The sequence below is a fragment of the Nocardia heshunensis genome, assembly GCF_054782115.1.
The window spans coordinates 34,082-58,813 of sequence record NZ_BAAGTC010000002.1 but is presented as its reverse complement, the minus strand read 5'-3'; the positions used below and the strand labels follow the sequence as shown (position 1 = coordinate 58,813).

Annotated in this window: 23 protein-coding genes; 15 read left to right on the top strand and 8 right to left on the bottom strand. The window is 66.8% G+C overall.

Features of this window, described 5'->3' with window-relative positions; genetic code table 11:
- The first annotated feature begins 40 nt into the window (after positions 1–40).
- The gene (locus ACYVN4_RS00265) at positions 41–943 is read left to right on the top strand and encodes an endonuclease domain-containing protein (protein ID WP_460717170.1); all 903 of its coding nucleotides are present in this window, start codon (positions 41–43) and stop codon (positions 941–943) included.
- Positions 944–986: 43 nt separating this feature from the next.
- Here the strand turns inward: ACYVN4_RS00265 and ACYVN4_RS00260 are convergent, their stop codons facing one another.
- Both ACYVN4_RS00260 and ACYVN4_RS00255 read right to left on the bottom strand, forming a co-directional pair.
- The gene (locus ACYVN4_RS00260) at positions 987–2,783 is read right to left on the bottom strand and encodes an ABC-F family ATP-binding cassette domain-containing protein (protein WP_460717169.1); all 1,797 of its coding nucleotides are present in this window, start codon (positions 2,781–2,783) and stop codon (positions 987–989) included.
- A gap of 66 nt (positions 2,784–2,849) precedes the next feature.
- Positions 2,850–3,785 carry a 4-(cytidine 5'-diphospho)-2-C-methyl-D-erythritol kinase gene (locus ACYVN4_RS00255; RefSeq protein WP_460717168.1) on the bottom strand — a complete coding sequence of 312 codons (936 nt, stop codon included), beginning with the start codon at positions 3,783–3,785 and terminating at the stop codon, positions 2,850–2,852.
- Positions 3,786–3,907: 122 nt separating this feature from the next.
- On the opposite strand from ACYVN4_RS00255, the gene ACYVN4_RS00250 reads away from it, so the two are divergent.
- From ACYVN4_RS00250 to ACYVN4_RS00225, 6 genes are all read left to right on the top strand, one after another.
- On the top strand, positions 3,908–4,114 hold the full coding sequence (locus tag ACYVN4_RS00250) for a heavy-metal-associated domain-containing protein (RefSeq protein WP_460717167.1): 207 nt from the start codon (positions 3,908–3,910) through the stop codon (positions 4,112–4,114).
- Positions 4,111–5,010, top strand: a complete 900-nt coding sequence (locus ACYVN4_RS00245) for a hypothetical protein (protein WP_460717166.1) — start codon at positions 4,111–4,113, stop codon at positions 5,008–5,010. The genes ACYVN4_RS00250 and ACYVN4_RS00245 overlap by 4 nt, the downstream gene beginning before the upstream one ends.
- Positions 5,007–7,247, top strand: coding sequence for a heavy metal translocating P-type ATPase (locus ACYVN4_RS00240; RefSeq protein ID WP_460717165.1), 2,241 nt, complete (start codon positions 5,007–5,009; stop codon positions 7,245–7,247). The genes ACYVN4_RS00245 and ACYVN4_RS00240 overlap by 4 nt, the downstream gene beginning before the upstream one ends.
- Before the next feature lie 106 nt (positions 7,248–7,353).
- Complete coding sequence (locus ACYVN4_RS00235) at positions 7,354–7,815, top strand: phage tail protein (RefSeq protein WP_460717164.1); 462 nt, start codon at positions 7,354–7,356, stop codon at positions 7,813–7,815.
- Positions 7,816–7,896: 81 nt separating this feature from the next.
- Positions 7,897–8,397 (top strand): LpqN/LpqT family lipoprotein, encoded by a 501-nt coding sequence (locus ACYVN4_RS00230; RefSeq protein ID WP_460717163.1) that lies wholly within the window; start codon positions 7,897–7,899, stop codon positions 8,395–8,397.
- A 102-nt stretch (positions 8,398–8,499) separates the two neighbouring features.
- On the top strand, positions 8,500–9,837 hold the full coding sequence (locus ACYVN4_RS00225) for a 2OG-Fe(II) oxygenase (protein WP_460717162.1): 1,338 nt from the start codon (positions 8,500–8,502) through the stop codon (positions 9,835–9,837).
- A 6-nt stretch (positions 9,838–9,843) separates the two neighbouring features.
- On the opposite strand, the gene ACYVN4_RS00220 is transcribed toward ACYVN4_RS00225, so the two are convergent.
- Positions 9,844–10,611 (bottom strand): SDR family NAD(P)-dependent oxidoreductase, encoded by a 768-nt coding sequence (locus tag ACYVN4_RS00220; RefSeq protein WP_460717161.1) that lies wholly within the window; start codon positions 10,609–10,611, stop codon positions 9,844–9,846.
- A gap of 164 nt (positions 10,612–10,775) precedes the next feature.
- On the opposite strand from ACYVN4_RS00220, the gene ACYVN4_RS00215 reads away from it, so the two are divergent.
- Complete coding sequence (locus tag ACYVN4_RS00215; protein WP_460717160.1) at positions 10,776–11,933, top strand: alpha/beta hydrolase family protein; 1,158 nt, start codon at positions 10,776–10,778, stop codon at positions 11,931–11,933.
- Here the strand turns inward: ACYVN4_RS00215 and ACYVN4_RS00210 are convergent, their stop codons facing one another.
- Entirely contained in the window at positions 11,934–13,445 is a 1,512-nt protein-coding gene (locus ACYVN4_RS00210) for an alpha/beta fold hydrolase (protein WP_460717159.1), read from the bottom strand.
- A 212-nt stretch (positions 13,446–13,657) separates the two neighbouring features.
- On the opposite strand from ACYVN4_RS00210, the gene ACYVN4_RS00205 reads away from it, so the two are divergent.
- From ACYVN4_RS00205 to ACYVN4_RS00195, 3 genes are all read left to right on the top strand, one after another.
- On the top strand, positions 13,658–14,836 hold the full coding sequence (locus ACYVN4_RS00205) for a lipase family protein (RefSeq protein ID WP_460717158.1): 1,179 nt from the start codon (positions 13,658–13,660) through the stop codon (positions 14,834–14,836).
- Positions 14,837–14,849: 13 nt separating this feature from the next.
- Positions 14,850–15,731, top strand: a complete 882-nt coding sequence (gene rsmA, locus ACYVN4_RS00200) for a 16S rRNA (adenine(1518)-N(6)/adenine(1519)-N(6))-dimethyltransferase RsmA (RefSeq protein ID WP_460717157.1) — start codon at positions 14,850–14,852, stop codon at positions 15,729–15,731.
- Between the two features lie 87 nt (positions 15,732–15,818).
- On the top strand, positions 15,819–15,950 hold the full coding sequence (locus ACYVN4_RS00195; protein WP_379359760.1) for a hypothetical protein: 132 nt from the start codon (positions 15,819–15,821) through the stop codon (positions 15,948–15,950).
- Here ACYVN4_RS00195 and ACYVN4_RS00190 read toward each other — a convergent pair whose 3' ends face one another.
- Entirely contained in the window at positions 15,951–17,078 is a 1,128-nt protein-coding gene (locus ACYVN4_RS00190; protein ID WP_460717156.1) for a transglycosylase family protein, read from the bottom strand. It lies immediately after the preceding gene.
- Positions 17,079–17,288: 210 nt separating this feature from the next.
- Positions 17,289–18,116, bottom strand: coding sequence for a TatD family hydrolase (locus ACYVN4_RS00185; protein ID WP_460717155.1), 828 nt, complete (start codon positions 18,114–18,116; stop codon positions 17,289–17,291).
- Between the two features lie 88 nt (positions 18,117–18,204).
- On the opposite strand from ACYVN4_RS00185, the gene metG reads away from it, so the two are divergent.
- Positions 18,205–19,764: a methionine--tRNA ligase gene (gene metG, locus ACYVN4_RS00180; RefSeq protein WP_460717154.1), complete on the top strand. Its 1,560-nt coding sequence runs from the start codon at positions 18,205–18,207 to the stop codon at positions 19,762–19,764.
- 269 nt (positions 19,765–20,033) lie between these two features.
- Here metG and ACYVN4_RS00175 read toward each other — a convergent pair whose 3' ends face one another.
- Entirely contained in the window at positions 20,034–20,786 is a 753-nt protein-coding gene (locus ACYVN4_RS00175; RefSeq protein WP_460717153.1) for an MmyB family transcriptional regulator, read from the bottom strand.
- Between the two features lie 50 nt (positions 20,787–20,836).
- Positions 20,837–21,622 (bottom strand): helix-turn-helix domain-containing protein, encoded by a 786-nt coding sequence (locus ACYVN4_RS00170; protein WP_460717152.1) that lies wholly within the window; start codon positions 21,620–21,622, stop codon positions 20,837–20,839.
- 192 nt (positions 21,623–21,814) lie between these two features.
- Between ACYVN4_RS00170 and ACYVN4_RS00165 the strand changes: the two genes are divergently transcribed.
- The 3 genes from ACYVN4_RS00165 (at position 21,815) to ACYVN4_RS00155 (ending at position 24,724) form a co-directional block, all read left to right on the top strand.
- Entirely contained in the window at positions 21,815–22,483 is a 669-nt protein-coding gene (locus tag ACYVN4_RS00165; protein ID WP_460717151.1) for a TetR/AcrR family transcriptional regulator, read from the top strand.
- 119 nt (positions 22,484–22,602) lie between these two features.
- Positions 22,603–23,295, top strand: a complete 693-nt coding sequence (locus ACYVN4_RS00160) for a TetR/AcrR family transcriptional regulator (protein ID WP_460717150.1) — start codon at positions 22,603–22,605, stop codon at positions 23,293–23,295.
- 376 nt (positions 23,296–23,671) lie between these two features.
- A complete protein-coding gene (locus tag ACYVN4_RS00155) occupies positions 23,672–24,724 on the top strand; it encodes a 3-oxoacyl-ACP synthase III family protein (protein WP_460717149.1) in 1,053 nt (350 codons plus the stop codon).
- Positions 24,725–24,732 lie beyond the last annotated feature (8 nt).

The window sequence follows — 24,732 nt, the reverse complement described above, 5'->3', positions numbered from 1 at the left end:
AGGGCGGGAGTGTCGGTGGGGTGAGGGAGGATTTGGGGGTATGGGGGAATTGGTGGGGCCCTTTGTGGGGTCGTGGGCGGTGGCGGCGGGGGTCGTGACGACGTGGGGGTTGCGGGGTGGGGCGTACGTGCGGGTGTTGCCGGATGTGTATGTGCCGCGGGGGTATCGAGTCGGGGTGCGCGAGAAGGCGATGGCGGTGGGGTGCTGGGCCAAGAAGCAGGGGGTGCTGGTGGGTGCTTCCGCGATGGCTATGTTTGGGAGTCCCTATGTGGATGAAGGGCTTCCGGCTGAGATCGCATTGGACAGCTCGCGGCATGCGCCGCGCGGGGTGCGGGTGGTGCGCGGCCGGATTGCCGATGATGAATGGTGTGAGGTCGACGGGTTTCGGGTGACGACACCGGTCCGGACTGCTTATGACATTGCGCGTCGAAATTCGCGGGATGTGGCAGTGCCACTGCTGGATTCGCATTGCGCCACTACTGGAATCCGACCCGAGCAGGTGCTGGACTTCGCGGCAACGCATGATTTGGGCCGTGGCGTGGCGAAGATTCGCGCGATTCTCGCACTGGTGGACCCGGGTGCCGAGTCACCCCAGGAATCCAGAACTCGACTGTTCTTGATGGACAATGGATTCCCGAAACCGCAGACCCAGATCGTGGTTCGCGACGAGTATGGGAACTTCGTCGCCCGCGTCGACATGGGCTGGCGTGAGTGGCTCATCGGCATCGAATACGACGGCGCCCAACACTGGACCGACCCGAAACAGCGCGCCCGAGACATCGACCGCCTCGCCGCGCTGGAAACCCTCGGGTGGATCATCATCCGCTTGACCGCCGCGCACCTCCGCACCCACCCCGAACGCATCCTCACTCGCCTCCAGGATGCGCTGGCCACTCGTGGAATTCCGGTTTACGAAGGGGGTCCGGAGTACTCAGCGCCGTGATTCGGACAAATTCCCGCAGTGAGTGCTCCCCATCCCTGATTGTTCAGGCGCCGTCGGCGAGTTCGAGCCAGCGCTCCTCGGTGGCTTCCTTTTCGGATTGGACCTGCTTGAGTTCGGTGCCGAGGGAGACCAGCTTGTCGGGGTTGGTGGCGGCTTCGGCTAGGGCGGTGTGGAGTTTCGCTTCGCGGTCGGTGAGCTTTTCCAAGGCGCGTTCCAGCTTCGCGAGTTCCTTGCGGGCGGCGCGGTAGGTGGCCGAATCCGTCGCGGGGGCGGTGGTATTCGCGGCGGCTGCCGCGGTCGCCTTGGTCGGGGGTGCGACGAGGGCGGCGCGTCTACGCAAGTATTCCTCGATGCCGCCGGGGAGGTTGGTGAGTTTGCGGTCGCCGAACAATGCCCAGGTGGTGTCGCAGATGCGCTCGATCAGGTAGCGGTCGTGGGAGATGACGACCATGGTGCCTGCCCAGCCGTCGAGCATGTCTTCGAGGCCCTGGAGGGTGTCGATGTCGAGGTCGTTGGTGGGCTCGTCGAGCAGTAGGACGTTGGGCTCTGCCATGAGGATTCGGGTCAGCTGCAGGCGGCGGCGTTCGCCACCGGAGAGGTCGCCGACGGGGGTGCGCTGCTTGGCGGGAGTGAAGCCGAGGCGCTCGGCGAGCTGGCCGGCGGAGATCTCCTTGTCGCCCAGCATCATTCGCTGTGCCACGTCCTGGACCGCTTCCAGCACGCGCATGTTCAGCGGCAGATCGTCGAGTTCCTGGCGCAGCCAGCCGATCTTGACGGTCTGGCCCTGAATCCGCTTGCCGGACTGCAGGCCCGCGTCACCGGCGAGCGCGCGCAGCAGCGTGGTCTTGCCGGAGCCGTTCACGCCGACCAGACCGACGCGCTCGCCGGGCGCGAGCCGCCAGGTCAGGTCGGTCACCAGTTCCCGGCCGTCGGGGGTGGCGAGGGTGGCGTTCTCGAGTTCGATCACGACGCGGCCCAGGCGCTTTCGCGCGAAGGACGCCAGCTCGACTGTGTCGCGCGGCGCAGGCACATTGGCGATCAGCGCCTCGGCGGCCTCGATGCGGTACTTCGGCTTCGAGGTGCGCGCGGGTGCGCCCCGCCGCAGCCACGCCAGTTCCTTGCGGGCCAGGTTCTGGCGGCGGGCTTCCATGGCGTCGGCCTGCCGGGAGCGCTCGGCGCGGGCGAAGATCCAGTCGTTGTAGCCGCCCTCGTAGCTTTCCACCTTGCCGCCCTGCACCTCCCAGGTGCGAGTGGCGATGGTGTCGAGGAACCAGCGATCGTGGGTGACGACCACCAACGCGCTGCGCCGGTTCACCAGATGCTCGGCCAGCCACTGCACGCCCTCGACGTCGAGGTGGTTGGTGGGCTCATCGAGGACGAGCAGGTCCAGGTCGCGGACCAGGGCGGCGGCCAGCGCGGTGCGGCGGCGCTCGCCACCGGAGAGGTTGGCGACCAGGGCGTCCATGCCGAGGTCGGCGATGCCGATGCCCTCGACGACATTGCGAATGCGCGGGTTGGAGGCCCATTCGTGTTCGGCGACACCGTCGGTGCGCTGGTCCTCGGCCAGGCCCGCGAGCACGACCTCGCCGACGGTCGAGCCCTCGGGCAGCACACCGCGCTGGGTGACTACGGCGATACGCAGGTCACCGCGGCGGCTCACGCGCCCCGAGTCCGGCTGCTCCAGTCCGGTCAGGACTTCCAGCAGCGTGGTCTTACCGCCACCGTTGAGGCCGACGACACCGATCCGCTCCCCCTCCTGCACCCCGAGGGACACATTGTCGAGCAACGGCGCGATGCCGAAGCTCTTGGAGACCGCTTCGAGGTTGATCAGGTTGGCCACAGGATCCTCAATGTCGTCGATACTTGCCCCGGGCAAGCCTACCGAGCAGCGAGGACCGACCTCATATCAGCGCTTGGCATCCTGCGTATCGGTGATCCGCCGGGCGCCCGGGACCGGGCCGTAGGCGGTGCGGACGCTGCGGCATACCCCCGCCCCCGCGAGTTCGGCGGCCACGGCGACGGCGGCCTCCTCGTTCTCGCAGAGGAAGGCGCAGGTCGGGCCGGAGCCGGAGACGATGCCCGCGAGAGCTCCCGCGGTGACGCCTCCGCGCAGGGTGCGGCGCAGCTCGGGTTTCAACGAGAGCGCCGCGGCCTGCAGGTCGTTGCCGAGCAGTGGGGCGAGCTGTTTGGCCTCACCCGAGGCCAATGCCTGCAGCAGTTCCTCCGGGTTGCCGAGCCGGGGCGGGTCGCCGACCTCGCGCAGCCGGTCGAGTTCCCGGAACACGGCCGGGGTTGACAGGCCGTCCTTGGCCAGCGCCAGCACCCAGTGAAAGGTGTTGCGCGACAAGACGGGCAGCAGTTCCTCGCCACGGCCGCGGCCGAGCGCGGTGCCGCCGTGCAGGGAGAAGGGGACGTCGCTGCCGAGTTCGGCTGCGATATCGGACAATTCGGTCCGGCCGAGGCCGAGCTCCCACAGGTCGTTCAGGCCGATCAGGGCCGCCGCGGCGTCCGCGCTGCCGCCGGCCATGCCGCCCGCCACCGGAATGCCCTTGGTGATGGCGAATTCCACGAGTGGGGCACGTCCGCCCAGGTCGGCCAGTTTCACGGCGGCCTGCCACACCAGGTTGCCGCGATCGGTGGGAACTTCGTCGGCCCCCTCACCGACAACCTTCACGCGTAGCGCCGACGACGGCGCGATCTGGACGTCGTCGCTCAGCGACAACGCCTGGAACACGGTGGTGAGGTCGTGGTAGCCGTCCTCGCGCAGGTCGCCGACTCCGAGGTGCAGGTTCACCTTCGCGGGCGCGCGCACGACAACGGGGCTGGGCACAACTGAGAGCACGCGCACAGCCTAGTGCACAGATTTCCCGTTCGAGTACTTGCGCGAGGTACCCATGGGGGGTATGTTTCGAGATGTCGGGGATACCCCCACACCGTATGGATGAATGAGCGAAGGAGACCACCATGGCCACCAGCACCTACACCGTCACCGGCATGACCTGCGGCCACTGCGTCGGTTCGGTGCGCAAGGAGGTCGGCAAGATCGACGGCGTCACCAGCGTGGACGTGGATCTCGCCAGCGGCCTGGTCACCGTCGAATCCGACGCCCCGCTCGCCGACACCGATGTGATCGCCGCCGTCGACGAAGCGGGTTACGAGGTGGCCAGGTGAACGATCGACTGAGGTTCGCCGCCTTCGGCGGCGGCTTGGTCGTCTTGTTCGGAGCCGCGCTCGGTGTCGGTGCCCTGGTCGGGGACCGATCCGGCGCGGCCCCGGCCGGGGATGATCACAGCGCTCACCAGACCACCCAGACGGCGGAGGCCACCGGCCTGCGGGCCGACCGCGACGGCTACACGCTCAGCGACATCACCGCCCCCGTCATCCCGAATCAGCAAGGGGCACTGCAGTTCCGGATCACCGGACCGCAGGGCGCCGTCACGAAGTACAACGATCTGCACGAGAAGGACCTGCACCTGATCGTGGTCCGTACGGATGCGAGCCAGTTCCGGCACGTGCACCCGACGCGGGCCGCGGACGGCACCTGGTCCATCGACTGGAAGTGGGCCGTGCCCGGCAGCTACCGGGTGTTCGCCGACTTCTCCCCGGCGGGCGGGCCCGGCGAGATCGTGCTCAGCCGCACCATCGCGGTCGCGGGAAACGTGAACGCCACGCCCCTGCCCGCGCCGTCCCGAACCGCCGAGGTGGACGGCTACCGCGTCACCCTGACCGGCGACCTGACCACCGCGGGCAGTGAACTCACCTTCACCGTCACCCGCGACGGCAAACCGGTGACCGATCTGCAGCCCTACCTGGGCGCGTACGCTCACCTCGTCGCACTGCGGGCGACCGACCTGGCCTACCTGCACGTGCACCCCGAGGGCGAGGTCGGCAAAACCGCACCCGGCCCCGACGTCGTCTTCCACGCGCAAGCGCCGAGCGACGGTAACTACCGCCTATATCTGGACTTCGAGCACGGCGGCGTGGTCCGCACCGCGGAGTTCACCCAGACAGCCACCGGCGCGGCCGATGCCGCCGCGCCCGCCCACCACGAAGGAGGTCATCAATGAGCGCCCCGGCTCCCGAGCGTTCGATCGAACTCGATATCGGTGGGATGACCTGCGCGTCGTGCGCTTCCCGCATCGAGAAGAAGCTCAACCGGATGGACGGTGTGAGCGCCTCGGTCAACTACGCCACCGAGAAGGCGAAGGTCAGTTTCCCGGAGTCGGTGACCACGGATGATCTGATCGCCAAGGTGGTCGACACCGGCTACAGCGCCAGCGTGCACCACACCGAACCGGTGAAAACCGATGCCGCCGATACTGATTCCGGTCCCTCGGCCGCAGATCGACTGCGCCACAAGCTGTTGGTGACGCTCGCGCTGGCCGTGCCCGTGGTCGCCATGGGTATGGCTCCCGCCCTGCAGTTCACCAACTGGCAGTGGCTGTCGCTGACCCTGACCGCGCCCATCGTGTTCTGGAGTGGTTCGCAGTTCCACCGAGCCGCGTGGGTGAACGCCAAACACGGTGCGGCGACCATGGATACGTTGATCTCGCTGGGCACGCTGGCCGCGTTCGGCTGGTCGGTGTACGCGCTGTTCTGGGGCAATGCCGGAATGCCCGGCATGAAGCATCCGTTCAGTTTTGCCATCGAGCGCGGTGATTCGTCGTCGGCGCTGTACTTCGAGGTTGCGGCCACACTGGTCACGGCTATTCTCGCGGGCCGCTACTTCGAGGTCCGGTCCAAGGAGAAGGCTGGATCCGCGCTGCGGGCACTGCTGGAACTGGGTGCCAAGGATGTGGCGGTGCTGCGTGACGGCGTCGAAACCCGCATTCCCATCGGTGAATTGCGAGTCGGCGAGGAGTTCCTGGTCCGGCCCGGCGAGAAGGTCGCCACCGACGGTGTTGTCGTGAACGGCAATTCGGCGTTGGACATGAGCATGCTGACCGGTGAATCGGTGCCCGTCGAGGCGGGGCCCGGCGATCAGGTGGTCGGCGCGACCGTGAACGCGGGCGGCCTGCTGACCGTGCGCGCCACCCGGGTCGGCGCGGACACCCAGCTCGCGCAGATGGCCGCGCTGGTGGAGGACGCGCAGAACGGCAAGGCGCCAGTGCAGCGGCTGGCCGATCGAGTGGCGGGCGTGTTCGTGCCGATCGTCATCGCGATCGCGGTGGCGGCGCTGGGCTTCTGGCTCGGCACCGGCGCGGCTGTCTCGACGGCGTTCGGCGCGGCTGTCGCCGTCCTGATCATCGCCTGCCCCTGTGCGCTCGGATTGGCCACTCCCACAGCACTTCTGGTGGGCACCGGTCGCGGTGCGCAGCTGGGCATCCTGATCAAGGGCCCGCAGGTGCTGGAGTCGACGCGTCGGATCGACACGGTCGTGCTGGACAAGACCGGCACGGTCACCACCGGCAAAATGACGCTGGCGGAAGCGATTCCGGCGAGCGGTGTCGAGGTCGACGAGTTGCTGTCGGTCGCTGCCGCCGTCGAGCACGGCTCCGAGCACCCGGTCGCGAAGGCCGTGGTCGCCGGGGTGGCCGAGCGCGGTCTCGACACCGAGCAGGTGGAGCAGTTCGTCAGCCACGGCGGTAAGGGCGTACAGGGTCTGGTCGGCGAGCGCGCGGTGGTCATCGGACGCACCGAGCTGCTGCAGGATTGGTCCATCACGCTGCCGGAAGCCTTGGCGGACGCCAAGACTCGGGCCGAGCAGGCGGGCAATACGGCCGTCGTGGTGGCCTGGGACGGGCAGGCGCGCGGTGTGCTTGTCATCGCCGATGCCGTGAAACCGACCAGCGCCCAGGCGATCTCGGAGATGAATGCGCTGGGGCTCACCCCGGTGCTGCTGACCGGCGACAATGCGGCCACCGCCCGCACCGTCGCGGATCAGGTCGGGATCACCGAGGTGATCGCCGAGGTGCTGCCCAGCGAAAAGCTCGACGTGGTCAAGCGACTGCAGAGTGAGGGCAAGGTGGTCGCCATGGTCGGCGACGGCGTCAACGACGCGGCCGCACTGGCCCAGGCCGATCTCGGGCTGGCCATGGGGACCGGGACCGACGTGGCCATCCAGGCCGCCGACCTCACCCTGGTGCGTGATGACCTGCGCGCGGTGCCGACCTCGATCAAGCTGTCGCGGGCGACACTGCGGACCATCAAGGGAAATCTGTTCTGGGCCTTCGGTTACAACGTGGCGGCCATTCCGCTGGCCGCGGCGGGGCTGTTGAATCCGATGCTCGCGGGCGCCGCCATGGCGCTGTCGAGTGTGTTCGTGGTCAGCAACAGCCTGCGGTTGCGCCGGTTCCAGGGATGACAGGAGTCGATGTCGTAGCCCGATCCGTTCCATGGGTCGGGCTACGATTGCGTCGGATTCAGGAACGCTCGTAGATCACAACTAGAGACGCGGTCAGGAGTTCGTCATGGGTTATGTCGTCGACTTCAAGGATGTCTCGACCGTCGGACTGGAATCATCGCCGGTCGCGGACGCTCTCGCGGGATTGCGGGCCAACGAGGCCCGGTACTTCAAGAACAAGTACGACCACACCTTCACCGTGGAGCCCGCGAGCAAGGCCAAGGCCGCCGTCGACTGGGTGACGAAGATCCTCGCGGACGAACGCTCCATCGTGATCGCATCCCCTGCGCTCGAGGCCACGGAATTCGAGGTCGAGGGCATTCGGATGGCGTACGTCTTCTACCGGAGCGGCCTGTCGATCAACGTGATGTACACCCTCGCTGACGCCGGAAAGCGGGCCGTCGGCTTCAAGCTCTCCGACGGCATGGAAGTCCCCGAGGAGCTGTCGGATTTCAAGTTCGCGCGGCAGAAGTCGAAGCTGGCCGGGACCATTCGCGGCTCCTACTTCGTCATCAAAGGTGAGCACTGAGTCACCGACACCCGCGGCCCAGCGGGGGCGGCATCGTGTTGAATGTCGGGTGACAACCGCCGTCCCCCGCGAGGAGTCCCGTTGACCACCATCGCCGAATACCTGGCCGCCGCCGGAGTCCAAGCCGCCCCGGTCGATCCCGAGGCCCCCGGCGCACCGAAGGTCACCGTGGGCGTCCCCGAAGGCTGGCAGCAGGTCCCCGCCGGCATGTTCCCCGGCTCCTACGGCGTCTGGACCCAGCCCCCCGTCAACGGCTGGGCCGACAACGCGGTGCTCCTCGTCGCCACCTTCACCCCGGCCGTCGACGCCCGCGAACTCCTCACCAACGCTTTCACCGACGCCCGCCAACTCCCCGGCTGGCAAGACCTCGACAACGACACCGAAGACTTCGACGGCTACCCGTCGGCGGGCATCACCGGCACCTACACCGTCGAACACCTCACCCTCTGGGCGTACAACCGCTACATCATCGTCACCACCGAGCAGGCCCAGTACCTGGTCCAGCTGACGATCACCACCCGCACCGACGCCGACGGCGCCGCCCCCACCACCATCCTCGAGGGCTTGTCCATCTCCGCCTGACGCCAGCGCCCCCCGAACCCTGCTTCCAGCCGACATTCGTGTGTCGGTTGGGGTTGGTAGGTTGCGCGGCGAAGGGCGACGACGTGGAGTGGGGAGAACTGAATGAGCGACCAGACTGTGCGGGCGATCGGGGAATTGCTCGCCGGGGCAGGGGCTTTCGCTACGCGGGGAAGTGTTGCGGCGGAGGATCTGTCGATTGCGGTGGATGGGGTGGGGGCGCTGGCTTGGCCGGTGTCGGCGGAGCAAGCGCGGGCGCTGTGTGCGGTTGCGGATCCGGCTCGGTACGGGTTGCGGGAGCAGACGTTGGTGGATCCGAATGTGCGGGATACGTGGGAGGTTTCGCGGGGGCTGGTCGCTATCGATCAGGTGCGGTGGGGGCGGACGTTGGGGCCGATGGTGGAGGCGGTGCGGGCGGATCTGGGGTTGCCGGCGCATTGTGAGTTGTCGGCGGAGTTGCATTCGATGCTCGTGTATGAGGCTGGGCAATTCTTTGTGCGGCATCAGGATTCGGAGAAGGCCGACGGGATGATCGGCACGTTGGTGGTGACGTTGCCGTCGGAGTTCAGTGGTGGGGAATTGGTTGTCGAGCATCGCGGGGAGCAGGTGAGCGATGAGGGGGCGACGGATGGGCTCGGGTTTGTTGCGTTCTATGCGGATTGCGCGCATGAGGTGCGGCCGGTTGTCGATGGCTATCGAATCGCTTTGACCTACAACCTGATTGCGAAGGGGAGCACCGCGCCGCGCGTCGATGGATCGGATGCGGCGGTGGGTGCGCTGGCCGGGCAGTTACGGGAGCACTTTGCTACCCCGGTGCCGGTGCCGAGTTGGCGGCGCAATGGTGGGCCGGAAAGTGCACTGCCGCAACGGCTTGTCTACTTCCTGGATCATCAGTACTCGCAGCGGGGGCTGGCGTGGGATCGGCTCAAGGGCGGGGATGCGTCGCGGGTCGCGACGCTGGTCGCGGCGGCCGTGGACGCCGGGTGCGCTACGGCGTTGGTGCTGGCCGAGATTCGCCGGTCGCACGCCTACGAGCGGTTCGAGGACGAGGAGTGGATGTGTGGGCGGCATCGGCGGTGGGAGTTCGTCGAGGGCGCATGGCAGCTCACCGACGAGGAGTGGGAGTCGATCGATGGGGAGGACGAGCCCTTCGACGATGCGCCGGGCGGGCACGGTGAGCCTGCCGATCATCCCGACCGGATCGAGCCGGAGGAATTGGGCGAGGCGAGCTGGTCCGCGATCACACTGACCTGGCAGCTCGATCGGTCCGGGAATCCCGGGGTGTCCGTCAGCACGCATATCGCGAACGACGAATTGTGTACCGACCCAATGGAATCGCCCATGCAGCCGTTCGCGATGGAATCCGAGGGCTACATGGGCAATGAGGGAAACACCGTGGATCACTGGTATCGCCGCGCGGCGATCATGATCTGTCCCGCGTGAGGACCGCTACATGAGCGCGCCGCCGTCGACGCGGAGTTCGGTGCCGGTCATGTAGCGGCCGTCGTCGGAGGCGGCCATGGCGACGACTCCCGCGATGTCCTCGGGCTTGCCGAGCGCGCCACCCTCGATCCAGCCGGGCAGCCGGGCCATGAGCGACCAGTCGGCGTCGGGGGGCAGCGCGAGGCCGGAGGTGATGCCGGTGCTGATGCCGCCGGGGACGATATTCACCGCGCGCAGGCCCTTTTTCACGTATTCGAGGGCGATCGAGTGGGTGAGCGCGTTGACCCCGGCCTTGGAGGCGGAGTAGGCGGCCATGTACGGGTTGGAGCCGAAGGCCGAGGTGGAGGAGAAGTTCACGATGACGCCGTGCCCGGATTCGATGAGGGCGGGCAGATTGGCCTGGATCATCAGGAAGGTGCCGGTCAGGTTGATCCCGATGACCTGATTCCAGTCTTCCAACGGCATGTCGTGGGTGTGCGCGGCGCGCAGGATGCCCGCGGCATTGACGAGAACGTCGAGGCCGCCGAGGAATTCGTGCGCCTCGGCGGTGACGGTGCGGACCGCCTCCGGATCGGCGATGTCCAGCACCAGGGTGCGCACGCGGTCGCGCTGGTCGGCCGGAACGGCGTCGATGGTGGCGGCCAGACCGGCCGGGTTCACATCGGCGGCGACGAGTCGCGCGCCTTCTTCGAGCAATCGCAGGGCCACGCCCTGCCCGATGCCCGATCCCGCTCCGGTGACAATTACCCGACGACCGTCGTATCTGCGCGTCATGGCGAGAAATTAGAACAAGTTTCAAGTCCAGTCAATGGGTGGCCGGTTCTACCCATAGGTAGCTAATTGCCAGAGTGTTCTCATACTGGACCGTTGTTCAAATCGATAAACTCATCCCCCGTATACGACTGGCAATTGGGTCGGGAAACCCTGATGGAGGATTCATGCGGTTGGTGGCTTGGCGGACGCGGATTTTCACTGCGGCCGTAGCGTCTGCGGGTACTTTGCTGGTTCTGCCGGGCGCTCCCGCGCACGCCGATCCCGCGGGCGCGATCATCGCCACCGCCGCCGCACCCGACGGCTTCCGGGGCCTGCCCAACGGCACCATCATCGACTACTGGACCACCCGCTCGAATGGCGAACCGGTGAAAGCCAGTGGCGCACTGTTCGTTCCGTCCGGCCCCGCGCCCGCGGGCGGCTGGCCGATCATGGCCTACGACCACGGCACCTCCGGCATGGGACCGGGCTGCGGCGGACAGACCGACACCTCGAAGCTGAGCCGCCCCAAGGAAGATCAGGTCATCCAGTACTTCGTGAACAAGGGCTTCGCCGTGGTCGCCCCCGACTACCTGGGCCTGGGCCGCTTCGACACCGGCCCGCACCCGTACCTGGAGATCAGCACCGAGGCCGGATCCACCGTCGACCTGGTGAAGGCGGCCCGCGCGGTGAATCCGGCGCTGGGGCGGACCTGGGCGGTCACCGGGTTCTCGCAGGGCGGCCAGGCTGCCCTGGGCACCGCGCACTTGCAGGCCAGTGCCCTGCCGGACATGGACTTCCGCGGCACCATCGCCGTCGATCCGGAGTCGGATCTGGAGAAGATCACGCCCTTCGTCGGCCCCTGGGTGCCGGAGATCCCGGGCCAGGCCGGGACCGCGGTGAACGGTTTCGTGGTCAGCATGCTGGCCGGGCTGCGCGCCACCCACCCCGAGGTCGATGTCGACAGCTACCTGACCCCGCGCGGCAAGCAGGTGGTGGACGACTCGCAGAGCCTGTGCTTCCTCGACATCATGAAGGTGGTCGACGGCATAGGCATCGGTGACATGCTCTCGCGGCCGCTGAACACCCCGGAATTCCAGGCGGCGATGACCGACTACATGCAGGTCCCCGTCAACGGCTACGACGCCCCGATCCTGCTGCTGCTCAACGCGACCGACACCACCGTGCCGTCCCCGCTGCATGCCGCGCTGGCCGCGCAGTTCGCCGCCAATCGCGTCGACTTCCAGACCGTGGTCGGCACCGGCTCCCACACCCAGTTGAACCCCCAGATGTGGGATGCCATCGGCGCGTTCAGCGATCGAATCCTGGCCACGCCCGCGAAGTAATTACTGCGGGAACCAGGAGAAGTCGGGCTCGCAGGTGACGTCCTGGGCCGGGCGTACCCCGGTCGCCAGGTAGGTGTTCACGATGTCGTTCAGGCACGGGCTCAGGTCCGGCCGGAACGACGCGTGAATCCTGGTGTCCGCCAGCGTGACCAGGCGGGACTGCGGCAGATCCGCGTGCAGCGCAAGCCCTTCCGCGTAGGCGGTGCGGGTGTCGTGGACATTGGCGACGATCAGCACGGGCGTGTTGTTGTCGGTGATCTCGGTCGGCGGCTCGACCGGGTCGGGCCAGTACGCGCAGGCGGTGATGTTGTTGGCGAACGCGCCGAACACCGGCTGGGTCGCCCGTGCCGCGTCGACATTCTTGTAGTACCAGGCGGGATCGCGGGGCGCGGCCTTGTCACCGCACATGACCGCGGCCATGGCCGAGGCGTCCAGCGGCACCACCGAGAAGATCTTGGACTTGAGCGCATCCATATCAATCGGCCCGCCCGCCACGCCGCTGGCCACCATGGTGAGCACCTCGGCGAGGTTGGGATTGAACTGCGGGTTCGGCAGCAGCGCGAGGATCAGCATGGGGATGGTGTGCTCGTCCACCAGGAATCCGCTGCCGTAGATCTCGTGGCCCGCGGAGCGCCGGATCAGGTCCTCGACCCAGGCGCGGACCGCCTCGGGGGTAGCGCCGAAGTGGTAGAGATCGTCATGGCGGGCAGCCCATGTGGCCCAGTCGTCCAGGGCGTACTCGTTGATCGGACCCATGTCCTGGTAGAGCCCGATGTAGTAGCGCGCCGGGTCGATCGGACTGTCGAAGACCATCCGGTCGGTGTGGTCGCCGAACATCTGCGAATAGACCGTGCCCAGGTAGGTTCCGTAGGACGCCCCGAAGAAATTGAGCTTCGCCTCACCGAGCACCCCCCGGATGAGATCCATATCGCGCGCGGTATTGCGGGTCGTGATCTGGCGCGCCTTGACCGGATCGGTGCCCACGCAGGCGCTCGCCAGACCCGCGGCGATCGTGGTGTCGCGAGCGAAGCCGAACAGGTCGAAGCCTGCCGAGAACAGCATGGTGGGAATGGGAATCGTGCAATCGACCTTCTCGGACCGCCCGATGCCGCGCGGGTCCATGCCGATGATGTCGTACTGAGCGCGCACGTCATCGGACAGATTCGTCAGATAGTTGGCGGGCATGCGCAGCCCCGCGCCACCCGGACCGCCCGGATTGGTCATCAGGATGCCGCGGCGACGCGACGGATCGGTGGCCGCGAATCGGGAGATGGCGATGGTCAGCGTGCGGCCGCCCGGATTCGAATAGTCCAGCGGCACCAGCACGCCCGCGCACAGCGCACCGGCGGGATCCAGAACCGCGTCATCGCACGGTTTCCAGTCCAGTGTCTGCTGGGTGAAGCGGTCCGGTAGCGCGGCAGCGTCAGCGTTCGCCGGTCCCGCCGGTAGCGCGACGGCGGCGGTGAGCAGTGTCGCTCCCAGGACGAGCCGTCGAATCCGCTGAGCGGGCATGCACTCTCCTTCGAGGTCAGAGTTCCCGAGTGGGGACGCTACCCGGATGCGCGGTGAAAAACGGTGTCAGCTGGCGGATTTGGTCGGGCACCGGTGACCGCCACGCCCACGCCCTACCGCTGGGCAAATCTCTAGCGAATGACTCGATAGACTGCGGCGATCCGTCCCACCGCCCCGCCGCTGGAGGAAGAATGCCGATTACAAGCGCGTTCATGCGAACCCTGGCTGCGACGCTCGCCATTGGCGCACTGGTCAGCATTCCGGCAGCGCACACCGCACCCCCCGAAACTGGGGTGTCGGCCGAATCCGGTTCGGGCGCGGGCACTCTGATCAATGCCACCGCACAACCCGACGGCTGGCACAACCTGTGGGGCGGTTCGGCGGTGGAGTACTGGACCAGCCGCTCCAACGGCGAACCGGTCAAGGCCAGCGGCGCGCTGTTCGTGCCCGCCGGTCAGCCGCCCGCCGGGGGGTGGCCCATCATGGCCTGGGATCACGGCACCACCGGCCTGGGCCCGGGTTGCGGCTGCCAGGCCGATCCGGAGCGGGAGGTGCTGCCCTACCGCCGCCGCGAGGAAGAACTCATCATGCGGTTCTTCCTGAACAAGGGTTACGCGGTGGTCGCGCCCGACTACATCGGCCTGGGCCTGTTCGATACCGGCCCGCACCCGTACCTGGAGATCAGCACCGAGGCGGGCGCGACCATCGACATGGTGAAGGCGGCGCGCGCGGCCCGGCCCGAACTCTCGCGCACTTGGGCGGTGAGCGGCGCCTCACAGGGCGGGCATGCGGCGCTGGGCAGTTCGAGCTATCAGGTGCGCACCGCGCCGGAGCTGGACTTCCGCGGCACCATCGCCCTGGACCCGGCCTCGGACGTGGAGAAGGTGCTGCCCATCGCCGGGCCGTGGGTGCCCGCACTGCCCGGACCGTCGGGCCAGGACACCAATGCCTTCTTCGTCTCGATTCTGGTCGGCATGCGCGCGACCCGGCCCGACGCGCAGGTCGACAGCTACCTCAGCGATTACGGCCGGCAGCTGCTCGACAGCATCCAGTACGACTGCCTCGGCGAGCTCACCGACCGCATGGCGGGCGTGGACACCGGCGCCATCCTGTCCCGCTCGCTGTCGGAGGGCCCGTTCCAGGCGGTGCTGCGCGACTACATGACCGTGGCCACCCGCGGCTACGACGCCCCGATCCTGTTGCTGATCAACGCGACCGACACCACCGTCCCGTCCCCGCTGCACGCCGCCCTGATGGCCCAGTTCGCCGCGAACGGCGTGGATTTCAGTTCGGTGCTCGGGACCGGCGGCCACACCGAAGTCAATCCGGCGATGTGGGCGGCGATGGACGCCTTCACCGACCGCATCTTCGCCGCTCCCACGGTGTCTTGATAGGTTTTCCAGAATGTCCGAACCCGTTGTCGCCGGTCGTGGAAAAGCAGCCCTGCTGGGCCCCGTCGAAGTGCGTGAGCTGGCGGAGCGTTTCGGCGTCCGCCCGACCAAGCAGCTCGGGCAGAACTTCGTCCACGACGCGAACACCATGCGCCGCATCGTGGCCACCGCGGGCGTCAGCCGCGACGACACCGTGCTCGAGGTCGGGCCGGGGCTGGGCTCCCTGACCCTGGCCCTGCTCGATGTGGTCGATCGGGTGATTGCCGTCGAGATCGACCCGACGCTGGCGGGCCATCTGCCCGAGACCGTCGGGGTCCGCGCACCGGAGTTGGCGGAGCGGCTCACGGTGGTGCCCATGGACGCCATGAAGGTCACCCACGCCGACCTGCCCGCCGAGCCGACCGCGCTGGTGGCCAATCTCCCGTACAACGTGGCCGTGCCGGTGCTGCTGAGCCTGCTGGCCGAATTCCCCAGCATCCGAACCACTCTCGTCATGGTGCAGTTGGAGGTCGCCGACCGGCTGGCGGCCACCCCCGGCGGGCGCATCTACGGCGTGCCGAGTGTGAAGGCGGGCTTCTACGGCACCGTGCGGCGCGCGGGAACCGTTGGCCGCCAGATCTTCTGGCCGGTGCCGCAGGTCGAATCCGGGCTGGTTCGCATCGATCGCTTCACCGAAGCACCGTGGCCGCAGGACGAAGCCTTCCGTCAGAAGGTCTTCGCCGTCGCCGATGCCGCCTTCGCGCAACGCCGCAAGACGCTGCGCGCGGCCCTGGCGAGCTGGGCCGGTTCCGCCCCCGAGGCCGAGAAGCGCCTCGTGGCCGCCGGAATCGACCCTGCGGCCCGTGGCGAAACCCTCGACACCGCCGCCTACGTCCGCCTGGCCCAGCAGTCCTGACACGGGCAGCAACTTCCATTCGGTAACAACCGGATTCGCGAGATCGACATGCTGTACGGCAGTGTTCGCAATCGAATGGGAGATGACATGGGTTCGGCGGAAGCAACGACCTGGCTGCGAGACGGCTATCTGAACGGGGATCCGGTCCGGTCCTCACTGTTCGTCGCGCTGATGTTCCTCAGCATGCCGTTCCAGTTGCTCACCGGGCACGGCTTCTAGCTAGCTGATACCCAGCCGCGAGGTGCAGGCCGGCCACGCGCCCCAACCCTGACGGGCGCGCGTGACCTCCGCGATGGCGATCTGCTCCTCGCGGGTCGCCATATCCGCCCGCGGCGCGTAGCGGGTGCCGCCCTGGCGTTCCCAGGTGTTCTGGTCGAACTGGATGCCACCGAAGAACCCGTTGCCGGTATTGATGGCCCAGTTGCCGCCGGACTCGCACTTGGCCAGGGCGTCCCAGGTGTTGCCGTTCTGCACGTCGGGCACCTCGGTGCCGGGCTTGGCGCCCTTGCGGATGGTCTTGGGCTGGGCGGGCACGATCACGTTCGCCTTGATCGGATCCTTGCCCGCCTCTTGGCCGTTGATGATCGAGACCGCGAAGGTGACGTCCTGGGTGCCGGGTACGCCCGGATTCTCGACGATCGTGCGGCTCATATTGAGCGTCTGATCCTCGATGATGTTCTCCGGCGGATCCAGCGGCACCCGCTCGGTGCGGTTCTGCACCACCTTGCGAGTGACGGTGATCTTCATGCCCTCGGTGAGCGGGGTGCTCGCGGGCGGCACCACGAAGTCCTGATTGACCAGCGGGCGACCCTGCGCCTCGAGCAGTTCACCGATGGTCGGGGCGGCCAGGCGCACCAGCGACGCGGGAACTCCGTTGTCGGACAACTCGACCGTGCGCGGATTGGTGACCAGCAACTGCGCCCCCTCGAGCGGCAGCGGGCTGGGGCGCGCGGGCGAGGTGAAGACGTCGCCGGGCAGGTTCAGTTTGGTGATGGCCTCGGCCACGGTGAGTGCGGTGGTCCACGCCTTGGACGGGGTGCCGTCGACGATGAGCGCGACCTCGCGGGCCCGGTTCAGCGTGATGGTGGCCCCGTCGCCGATATGCGCTCCGGCCGAAGGAGATACATCGTCGCGCGAGGTCAGGCCGTACCCGGCGTCCTTGAGCGCACCGCGGACGTCGCCGCGCATGGTGCTCTCGACGAACTCCTTGCCGTCGACGACGACGGTGACCTGCTTCTTCGCCATGATGGCCACGCCCGCACCGACAATGAGCGTGACGAGCATCGCCGCGATCGCCCCGTACAACATCGGGGAACGCGACGAGTTCAGCTTCGCCATAGCGTGCATCGGAAATCCCGGCATGGTCACAGTACGATAACGAGGGGGTCAGGGATTCACAACCATTACCGGCGGAACTGCGGGGACGAAAATTACGACCCGATATCGAACCGCTGGTAAATCACGATCGCGGCAGATCATAGTGAGCCGTGCCACATCGCCACAACTCGTGTCGCGAACACACAGGAATCGTGCGAACACGAAAAAAGGTGCGGCGGCTCAGATTCCGTATACCCGCCGGGCGTTTGCCGTGGTGATCTTGGCCAACTGCACCGGATCCTGCCCACGAATTTCGGCCAGCGCCCGCAGCGTGTAGGGCAGCATGTACGACTCGTTGGGTGCGCCGCGGAACGGGTGCGGGGTCAGGAACGGGGCATCGGTTTCGACCAGAATCAGTTCGTCCGGAACGAGTTTCGCGGCCTCGCGCAATTCGTGCGCATTCTTGAAACTGACCGTGCCGGAGAAACTCAGCACGTAGCCCTCCTCCACGCAGGCCGTCGCCATGTTCGCGTCGGAGGAGAAGCAGTGGAAGATCACGGTTTCCGGCGCGCCCTCGTCCAGCAGCACGGTGAGCAGGTCGTGATCGGCCTCACGATTGTGGATCATGAGGGCCTTGTCCAGCCGCTTGGCGAGATCGATGTGCCAGCGAAAACCCTCGACCTGATCCTCGATGTCCGCGCAGCCGTCGAGCTTGCCGGGCCAGTAGTAGTCGAGCCCGGTCTCCCCCACCGCGACCACGCGCGGATCCGCGGCCAGCTGTTCCAGCTCGGCCTTGGCGGCGTCGTCGAGATGGTTGGCGCGCGTGGGATGCAGCGCGACCGCCGCGTACACCCGGTCGTCCCAGTTCGCGGCCCGCACCGCGAAGCGCGCGGCCTCGAGATCGTCGGCCACGGTGACCAGCTCCCGCACCCCCACCGCGCGAGCCCGGTCGACCAGCGCCGCAACCGATTCCGGCGTGGTCGCCCCGCAGGCGTCGATATGCGTGTGCGCGTCGATGAGCGGCGACAACGGCTCCGGCGGTTCGGGCGCAGGTCGGCTGTTACGCATGCCCACAGCTCCGAACAGAGCGGGCGACACCAGCCACAGGGATATTCACGCGAGCGACGAAGGACACGAAGATAGAGTAGTCAGCACCATGAGCGCATCCGAACGCCCCGCCTTTTACCTCACCACGGCCATCGCGTACCCGAACGGCACTCCCCACATCGGGCACGCCTACGAGTACATCTCCTCCGATGCCCTGGCTCGCTTCAAACGGCTCGACGGCTTCGATGTGTTCTATATGACGGGTACCGACGAGCACGGCCAGAAGGTGCAGCAGGCCGCCAAGGCCGCCGGACTCACGGAGCAGGAGTACGCCTCCCGCAACTCCGATGTGTTCGAGGCCATGGACAAGACGCTCGATATCTCCTTCGACCGGTTCATCCGCACCACCGACGAGGACCACCTGGCCGCATCGGTCGCCATCTGGGAGCGGATGGTCGCCGCGGGCGACATCTACCTCGACACCTACAACGGCTGGTACTCGGTGCGCGACGAGGCCTTCTACACCGACGAGGAGACCACCCTCCTCGAGGACGGCACCCGCATCTCCACCGACACCAAGACCCCGGTGGAGTGGACCGAGGAGTCGAACTACTTCTTCCGCCTGTCCAAGTACCAGGACAAGCTGCTCGAACTGTACGAAACCCACCCGGAATTCATCGCGCCCGCGACCCGGCGCAACGAGATCGTCTCCTATGTGAAGGCCGGGCTGAAGGATCTGTCGATCTCCCGCACCACCTTCGACTGGGGTGTGCCGGTGCCCGGCCATCCCGATCACGTCATGTACGTGTGGGTGGACGCGCTCACCAACTACCTCACCGGCGCGGGCTTCCCGAACACGGAATCGGCCTCGTTCCAGCGGTATTGGCCCGCGGACCTGCACATCATCGGCAAGGACATCTCGCGGTTCCACACCGTGTACTGGCCCGCGTTCCTGATGAGCGCCGGAATCGAGCTCCCCAAGCGAGTTTTCGTGCACGGCTTCGTCAACTACAAGGGCGAGAAGATGTCCAAGTCGGTCGGCAATGTGGTCGACCCGCTGGAGCTCGTCGAGACCTTCGGCGTGGACGCGGTGCGCTTCTTCCTGCTGCGCGAGATCTCCTACGGTCAGGACGGTTCCTACAGCGAGGAGTCGATCATCGGCCGGATCAACTCCGATCTGGCCAACGAGTACGGCAACCTCGCGCAGCGCTGCCTGAAGATGGTGGCCCGCGACTTCGGCGGTGTCGTACCGACTCCCGGCGAGTTCACCGAGGACGACCGCGCCCTGCTGGATCGTGCCAACGGTCTGGCGGCGGCCGTGCGTGCCGAATTCGACGTGCAGCAGATCCATCTCGGCCTCGAGCAGCTGTGGCTCACCCTCGGTGAGACCAACCGCTACTTCTCGGCGCAGGCCCCGTGGACGCTGGCCAAGTCGGGCACCCCGGAGGATGTCGCTCGTGAGGGCACCATCCTGTACGTGACGATGGAGGTGCTGCGCATGGTCTCGATTCTGGTGCAGCCGGTGATTCCCGCCTCGGCGGGCAAGATCCTGGACCTGCTGGGCGCCACCGATCGGACCTTCGCGGATATCACCACCCCGCTCAACCCCGGCACCGCACTGCCGGAACCCGAGGTGGTCTTCCCGAAGTACGTCGTGCCCAAGGCCTAGAAGAGGATTCCGGTGCCGCCCGCCCCCCTTCGGCGGGCGGCCACCGAGACACCCGTCGCTACGGGTGGAGATTCCCCTCCGAACTCCACACCGGAATGGGAATGCCGCGTCGAACACACGACTGCCCGATCCGCGGAATCGGATCGGGCAGGAGTTGATCTCGCCGAATCAGCATCCTGGCCGATTGCGGTGCCGGTCAACCCGCGGAGGCGGCACGAATTGGGGCACTCGCGCTGACCGGGGGGCCTGGTCGGCGACGGGTGTCACAGTCAGTGGACGGCGAGCGGATCCACGGTGGGAGTGCCGGGCGCACGCGGCGTGAGCACGAACAGCTGGTAGCCGCACCGCGGGTGAAAGGCGTTGTAGAAGCGCATCGTAAAGCTCACGGGCGCGTCCATCCCGGGAAAGCGGACCTGCACCAGCGAATCGTTGAACAGCTCCTCGCTCATACCGGAGCTCCAGAGCCGATCGAAGTCCGGGTTGGTCCCGCAGGTATCCAGGATCTGCGCGAGCCGCACCGGATCGACCACCCCCGGCGACATGACGCGCAGGCCGAACAGCAGTCGGCGAACGACGGTCTCCCAGTTGACGATCAGCTCGCGGGCCTCGGGGATGGTCATGAACTGCTCGATGACATTCACCGGCCGCTCGGCATCCGGACTCGCCGGCGCCAGCCACGGAAAGCCCGCGAGCGCAACGCTGTTGGCCGCGAGCACCTCCTGCTCCGGGAACCGGTGGAAGAAGGCGGGGACCGGCAGCGCTTCGAGGTGGTCGAGGTCCTCCTGCCGCAGATCCGGCGGCCAGCTGCCGACGGACAGGCGCGAAGCCTTGGGCATGGCGAGCGAGACCATCTTCTCGAGCAGCCACAGCGGCGCGTCCATGGCGGCGCACCAGTCCCCCAGCCGCTCGGCCGACACGACGCGCTCCCCGTTCTCCAGCTTCCGGTAGAGGGACACGCTGATGAACATCCGCCGCGCGACTTCCTCCTGCGTGATGCCGAGCGTCTCGCGCCGATACCGCATATACGTCCCGACCATCGGCTGGTCGGGCGGCAGCTCCCAGGCTCCGGACATCATGCGTCCCGGCTCTGTGCGCGCGGCGTGAGCATGAACAGCTGGTAGGGACAGTTATCGGGATGCCAGGCGTTGTAGGAGCGCATGGTCAGGTGCAGCTCACCGCCGGTCTTCGGGTCGCGCACCCGCACCAGGGAGTCGTTCCAATCCTCCTCCCTCATATCGGTGTTCCAGAAGCGCTCGAAGTCCGGGTTGCTCCGGCAGGCGTCGACGATCTGGGCGAGGCGTTCCGGGGCGACACTGCCGGGAGCATTGACCCGCAGCACGAACAGCAGGCGGTGCACGATCAACTCCCAGTTGATCAGCACCTCGCGGGCGATCGGGGTGGTCATCATCTGCACGATGACATTGGTGGGCCGATCGGCGTCCTCGGCGGTGGGCAGCAGCCACGGAAAGACTTGGCGCGCGGCCTCGTTCGCCGCCAGCACCTCGTACTCGGGCACGCGGTGATAGAAGGCCGGGAAGGGAAACGACTCCAGGTGTTCGATGTCTTCGGCGCGCAACGCCGGTGGCCACACCCCCGCTTCGACGGAGGTCAGCTTCGGCAGCGCCACCGAGACCATCTTGCGCAGCAACCACTCCGGCGCCTCCATCGCGACGCTCCAGTCGGCCAGGCGGTCCGTGGACATGGGGCGCTCGCCGCTCTCCAGCTTGCGATACAGCGAGACGCTGACGAACATGCGGCGCGCGACCTCCTCCTGCGTGAGCCCCAGGCTCTCGCGGCGGTAGCGCATGAACAATCCGAGCAGGGGCTGTTCCGGGACGGGTGCGATCTCACCGGTCACCACGTGTCGGTTTCCTCCTGACTCACGCTGCCCCTCGCGGATCCAGCAATCTCTCCGCAATTTCTACCGAAGCGGCGGTCGAGATCCAACTCCCCGCCGACGTCAGCCTACGGCGGGGGCAGAACTCGCGCCCTCTTCGAGGCGGACCGGCCCGATGCGGGCAAGTTGCAGTGGCAATGCAACGATGTGCCTATGGGCGCTATCGAGATGGAGGACGAGTCGGCACCGCACGGGGACGGGTGTTCCGATCGGCATCGGGCGACCCGGGAGGCGCTGTTGATCTCGCAGCGGGGGCGGCTGTTGGAGGGGATCAGCGAGTGTGTGGAGGTGAAGGGGTACAGCGCGACCACCTTGACCGACATCGTGGGGCGAGCTCGGGTTTCTCGGAGCACGTTCTACGAGCATTTCGGCAGCAAGGAGGAGTGCTTCGTGGCGGCGGTGGAGGCGGGGGCGGAGTTGCTGTACACGCGGCTGTGCGAGGAGATGGCGCGGCTCGAGCATCCGGATGTGCGCGGGCTGGTGGAGAATTCGCTGATCACCTACTGCGAGGTGATCGTGGCGGAGCCACAGCTGTCGCGGCTGGTACTGGTCGAGGCGATCAAGGCGGGCGGGGCGGCGGTGACGCGGCACGACGCGTCGCTGGATATGTTCGCCGCGCTCTACAGCGACTTTCAGCAGCGGGCCCGCGCGGAATCCGGTGTGGTGCCGCGGGTGAGCGACGCGCAGCTGGCGCTGATCGTCGACGCCATTGCCGAACGCACCCGGCGGCTGGTGGAGCGCGGCGAGATAGACCAACTGCCGCAACATATTCCGGATCTGCGAGACTTCGCCTTCGCGGTGCTGCGGCTGCCGCAGCGGTAAACGAACACCCCGGCCGGCACGACTGAGGTCACCTGCCCGCAATGCCGCCCCGGCGGCACACCCGCGACCTGACGATAATGACGATCTGAAGGGGACGCGGTTCAGTAACGGAGGAATGAATGCGCGACAAGCAGGCTTGGACGACGGCTCACGAACCGAATGGAACCACCCTGCAGCGCACACATTTCGAGGAACGACATCGGGCCGCCCGCAACGCGGTGCTCACCTCCCAGCGCGGGCGACTGCTCGAGGCGATGGTGGAATGTGTGGAGGCCAAGGGCTACGGCGCCACCACGCTGTCGGACATCGTGGCCCGCGCCCGGGTTTCGCGCAGCACCTTCTACGAGCACTTCAGCAACAAGGAGCACTGCTTCGTGGAGGCGGTGCGCACCGGATCCGACATCATCGCGACCCGCATCGCCGAGGAGCTCGGGCAGCTGCCGACCGACGCCGGGGCGCACGAGCGCATCGAGTCGATCGTGGTGACCTTCTGCGAAACCGTGGCCTCCGAACCGGATTTCGCGCGCCTGATGCTGGTCGACGCGTTCAAGGTGGATCAGGAGTCGGTGGCGCTGCGCGATCTGGCGGTGGATCGCTTCGCCGATCTGTACCGGGTGTTCTACGCCCAGGCGCGGGCGACGGATCCGAGCCTGCCGTTGATCACCGATGCACTCTTCCAACTGATTCCCGACGCCATCGGGGAACGCACCCGCCGGGTGATCGTGGCCGACGGTGCGCACCGGGTGCCCGAACTGGCCCCGCTGTTCGTCGAGTTCGTTGTCGCGGTGCTGGGATTACCGCCCCGCGACTGAGCGAAATGCACTGTCGCTCAGACAGTTTGCGCACCACAACGCAGGCGGGGCAGTACTTCGGCGTACCGGGGTGAAGTCACTCACAGCGAAACCCCCGGTTCGTCACGCCCGTGCCATATCGATGACACATAACGTCAGATAGCCAGGTGTTGCCCACCGCGCCCGGCGGATGCCTTATGCCCATATCAGCGCCCGGATGACCGCGGCGGCTGGGCCGAAAATCTGTGCGGCACCGGCGGTAACACTAAGCGCGCGTTCATCATTCGTCTCAGACAGATACACGGAACGCCCGAGTTCCCAGGGTTAGTTACTCTCGGGTAGCCTCATTTCATCCGAGCTTGACGTTCACTTTTCTTCCTAGTTCCAGGAGTCCCCTGTGCCGCAATCTCGATTCGAGTCCATCGGCGCTTATCTGCCCGAGAAGCGTGTCACCACAGCCGAATTGCTTTCGCAATTGAAGGAAGTCCCCGAGTTCGATCTCGAACGAATCACGGGCGTCAAGGAACGGCGTTTCCGCGACAACCGGCCGGAGAGCCGGGAAGACTCCTTCGTGCTGGCCATGAAGGCCGTCGAGGACAGTCTGTCCAGGTCATCCTATGCCGCAGGCGATCTCGACGTCATCATCTCCACCTCCATCACGCGCAGCAAGCACGGCACCAAGATGTACATGGAGCCGTCCTTCGCCGGCGCGATCGGGCGGGCCATCGGGGCCCGCGAGGATGTCATCGCCTTCGATCTCTCGAATGCCTGCGCGGGCATGATGAGTGGCGTCTACATTCTCGACCGCATGATTCGCAGCGGTGCCGTGAAACGCGGCATCGTGGTGAGCGGCGAGGCCATTACTCCCATTGCGGAAACGGCCGTGAATGAGATTTCCAGTAAATACGATTTGCAATTCGCGTCTTTGACCGTCGGCGATTCCGGCGCGTGCGTGGTGCTCGACGAGGCCGTCGACGACAACGACAAGATCCACTACATCGAACTGACCACCGCGTCGGAGTTCTCGCACCTGTGCCTGGGCATGCCCAGCGACAAGACCAACGGCGTGGCGCTCTACACCGACAACCGCAAGATGCACAACGAGGCGCGGTTCCTGCTGTGGACCGACACCCAGCGCAACTTCATGGAAGAGCGCGGGATCACCTTCGCCGACGAGGATTTCGACTACATCATTCACCACCAGTTCGGTGCGGCGGCGATTCCCTACATGAACGCCATCGCCGAGCGCGAGTTCGGCCACCCCATGCCGCCGGACCTGAATGTCATCGAGAAGTACGGAAACACTTCCAGCACTTCGCATTTCATCGTGCTGCACGATCAGTTGAGCCAGCAGGCCATTACCAGCGGGTCCAAGATCCTGATGATCCCGGCCGCCTCCGGCGTGGTCGGCGGCTTCCTGTCCACCACCATCTCGTCGCTGAAGGTCTGAGGTCTACG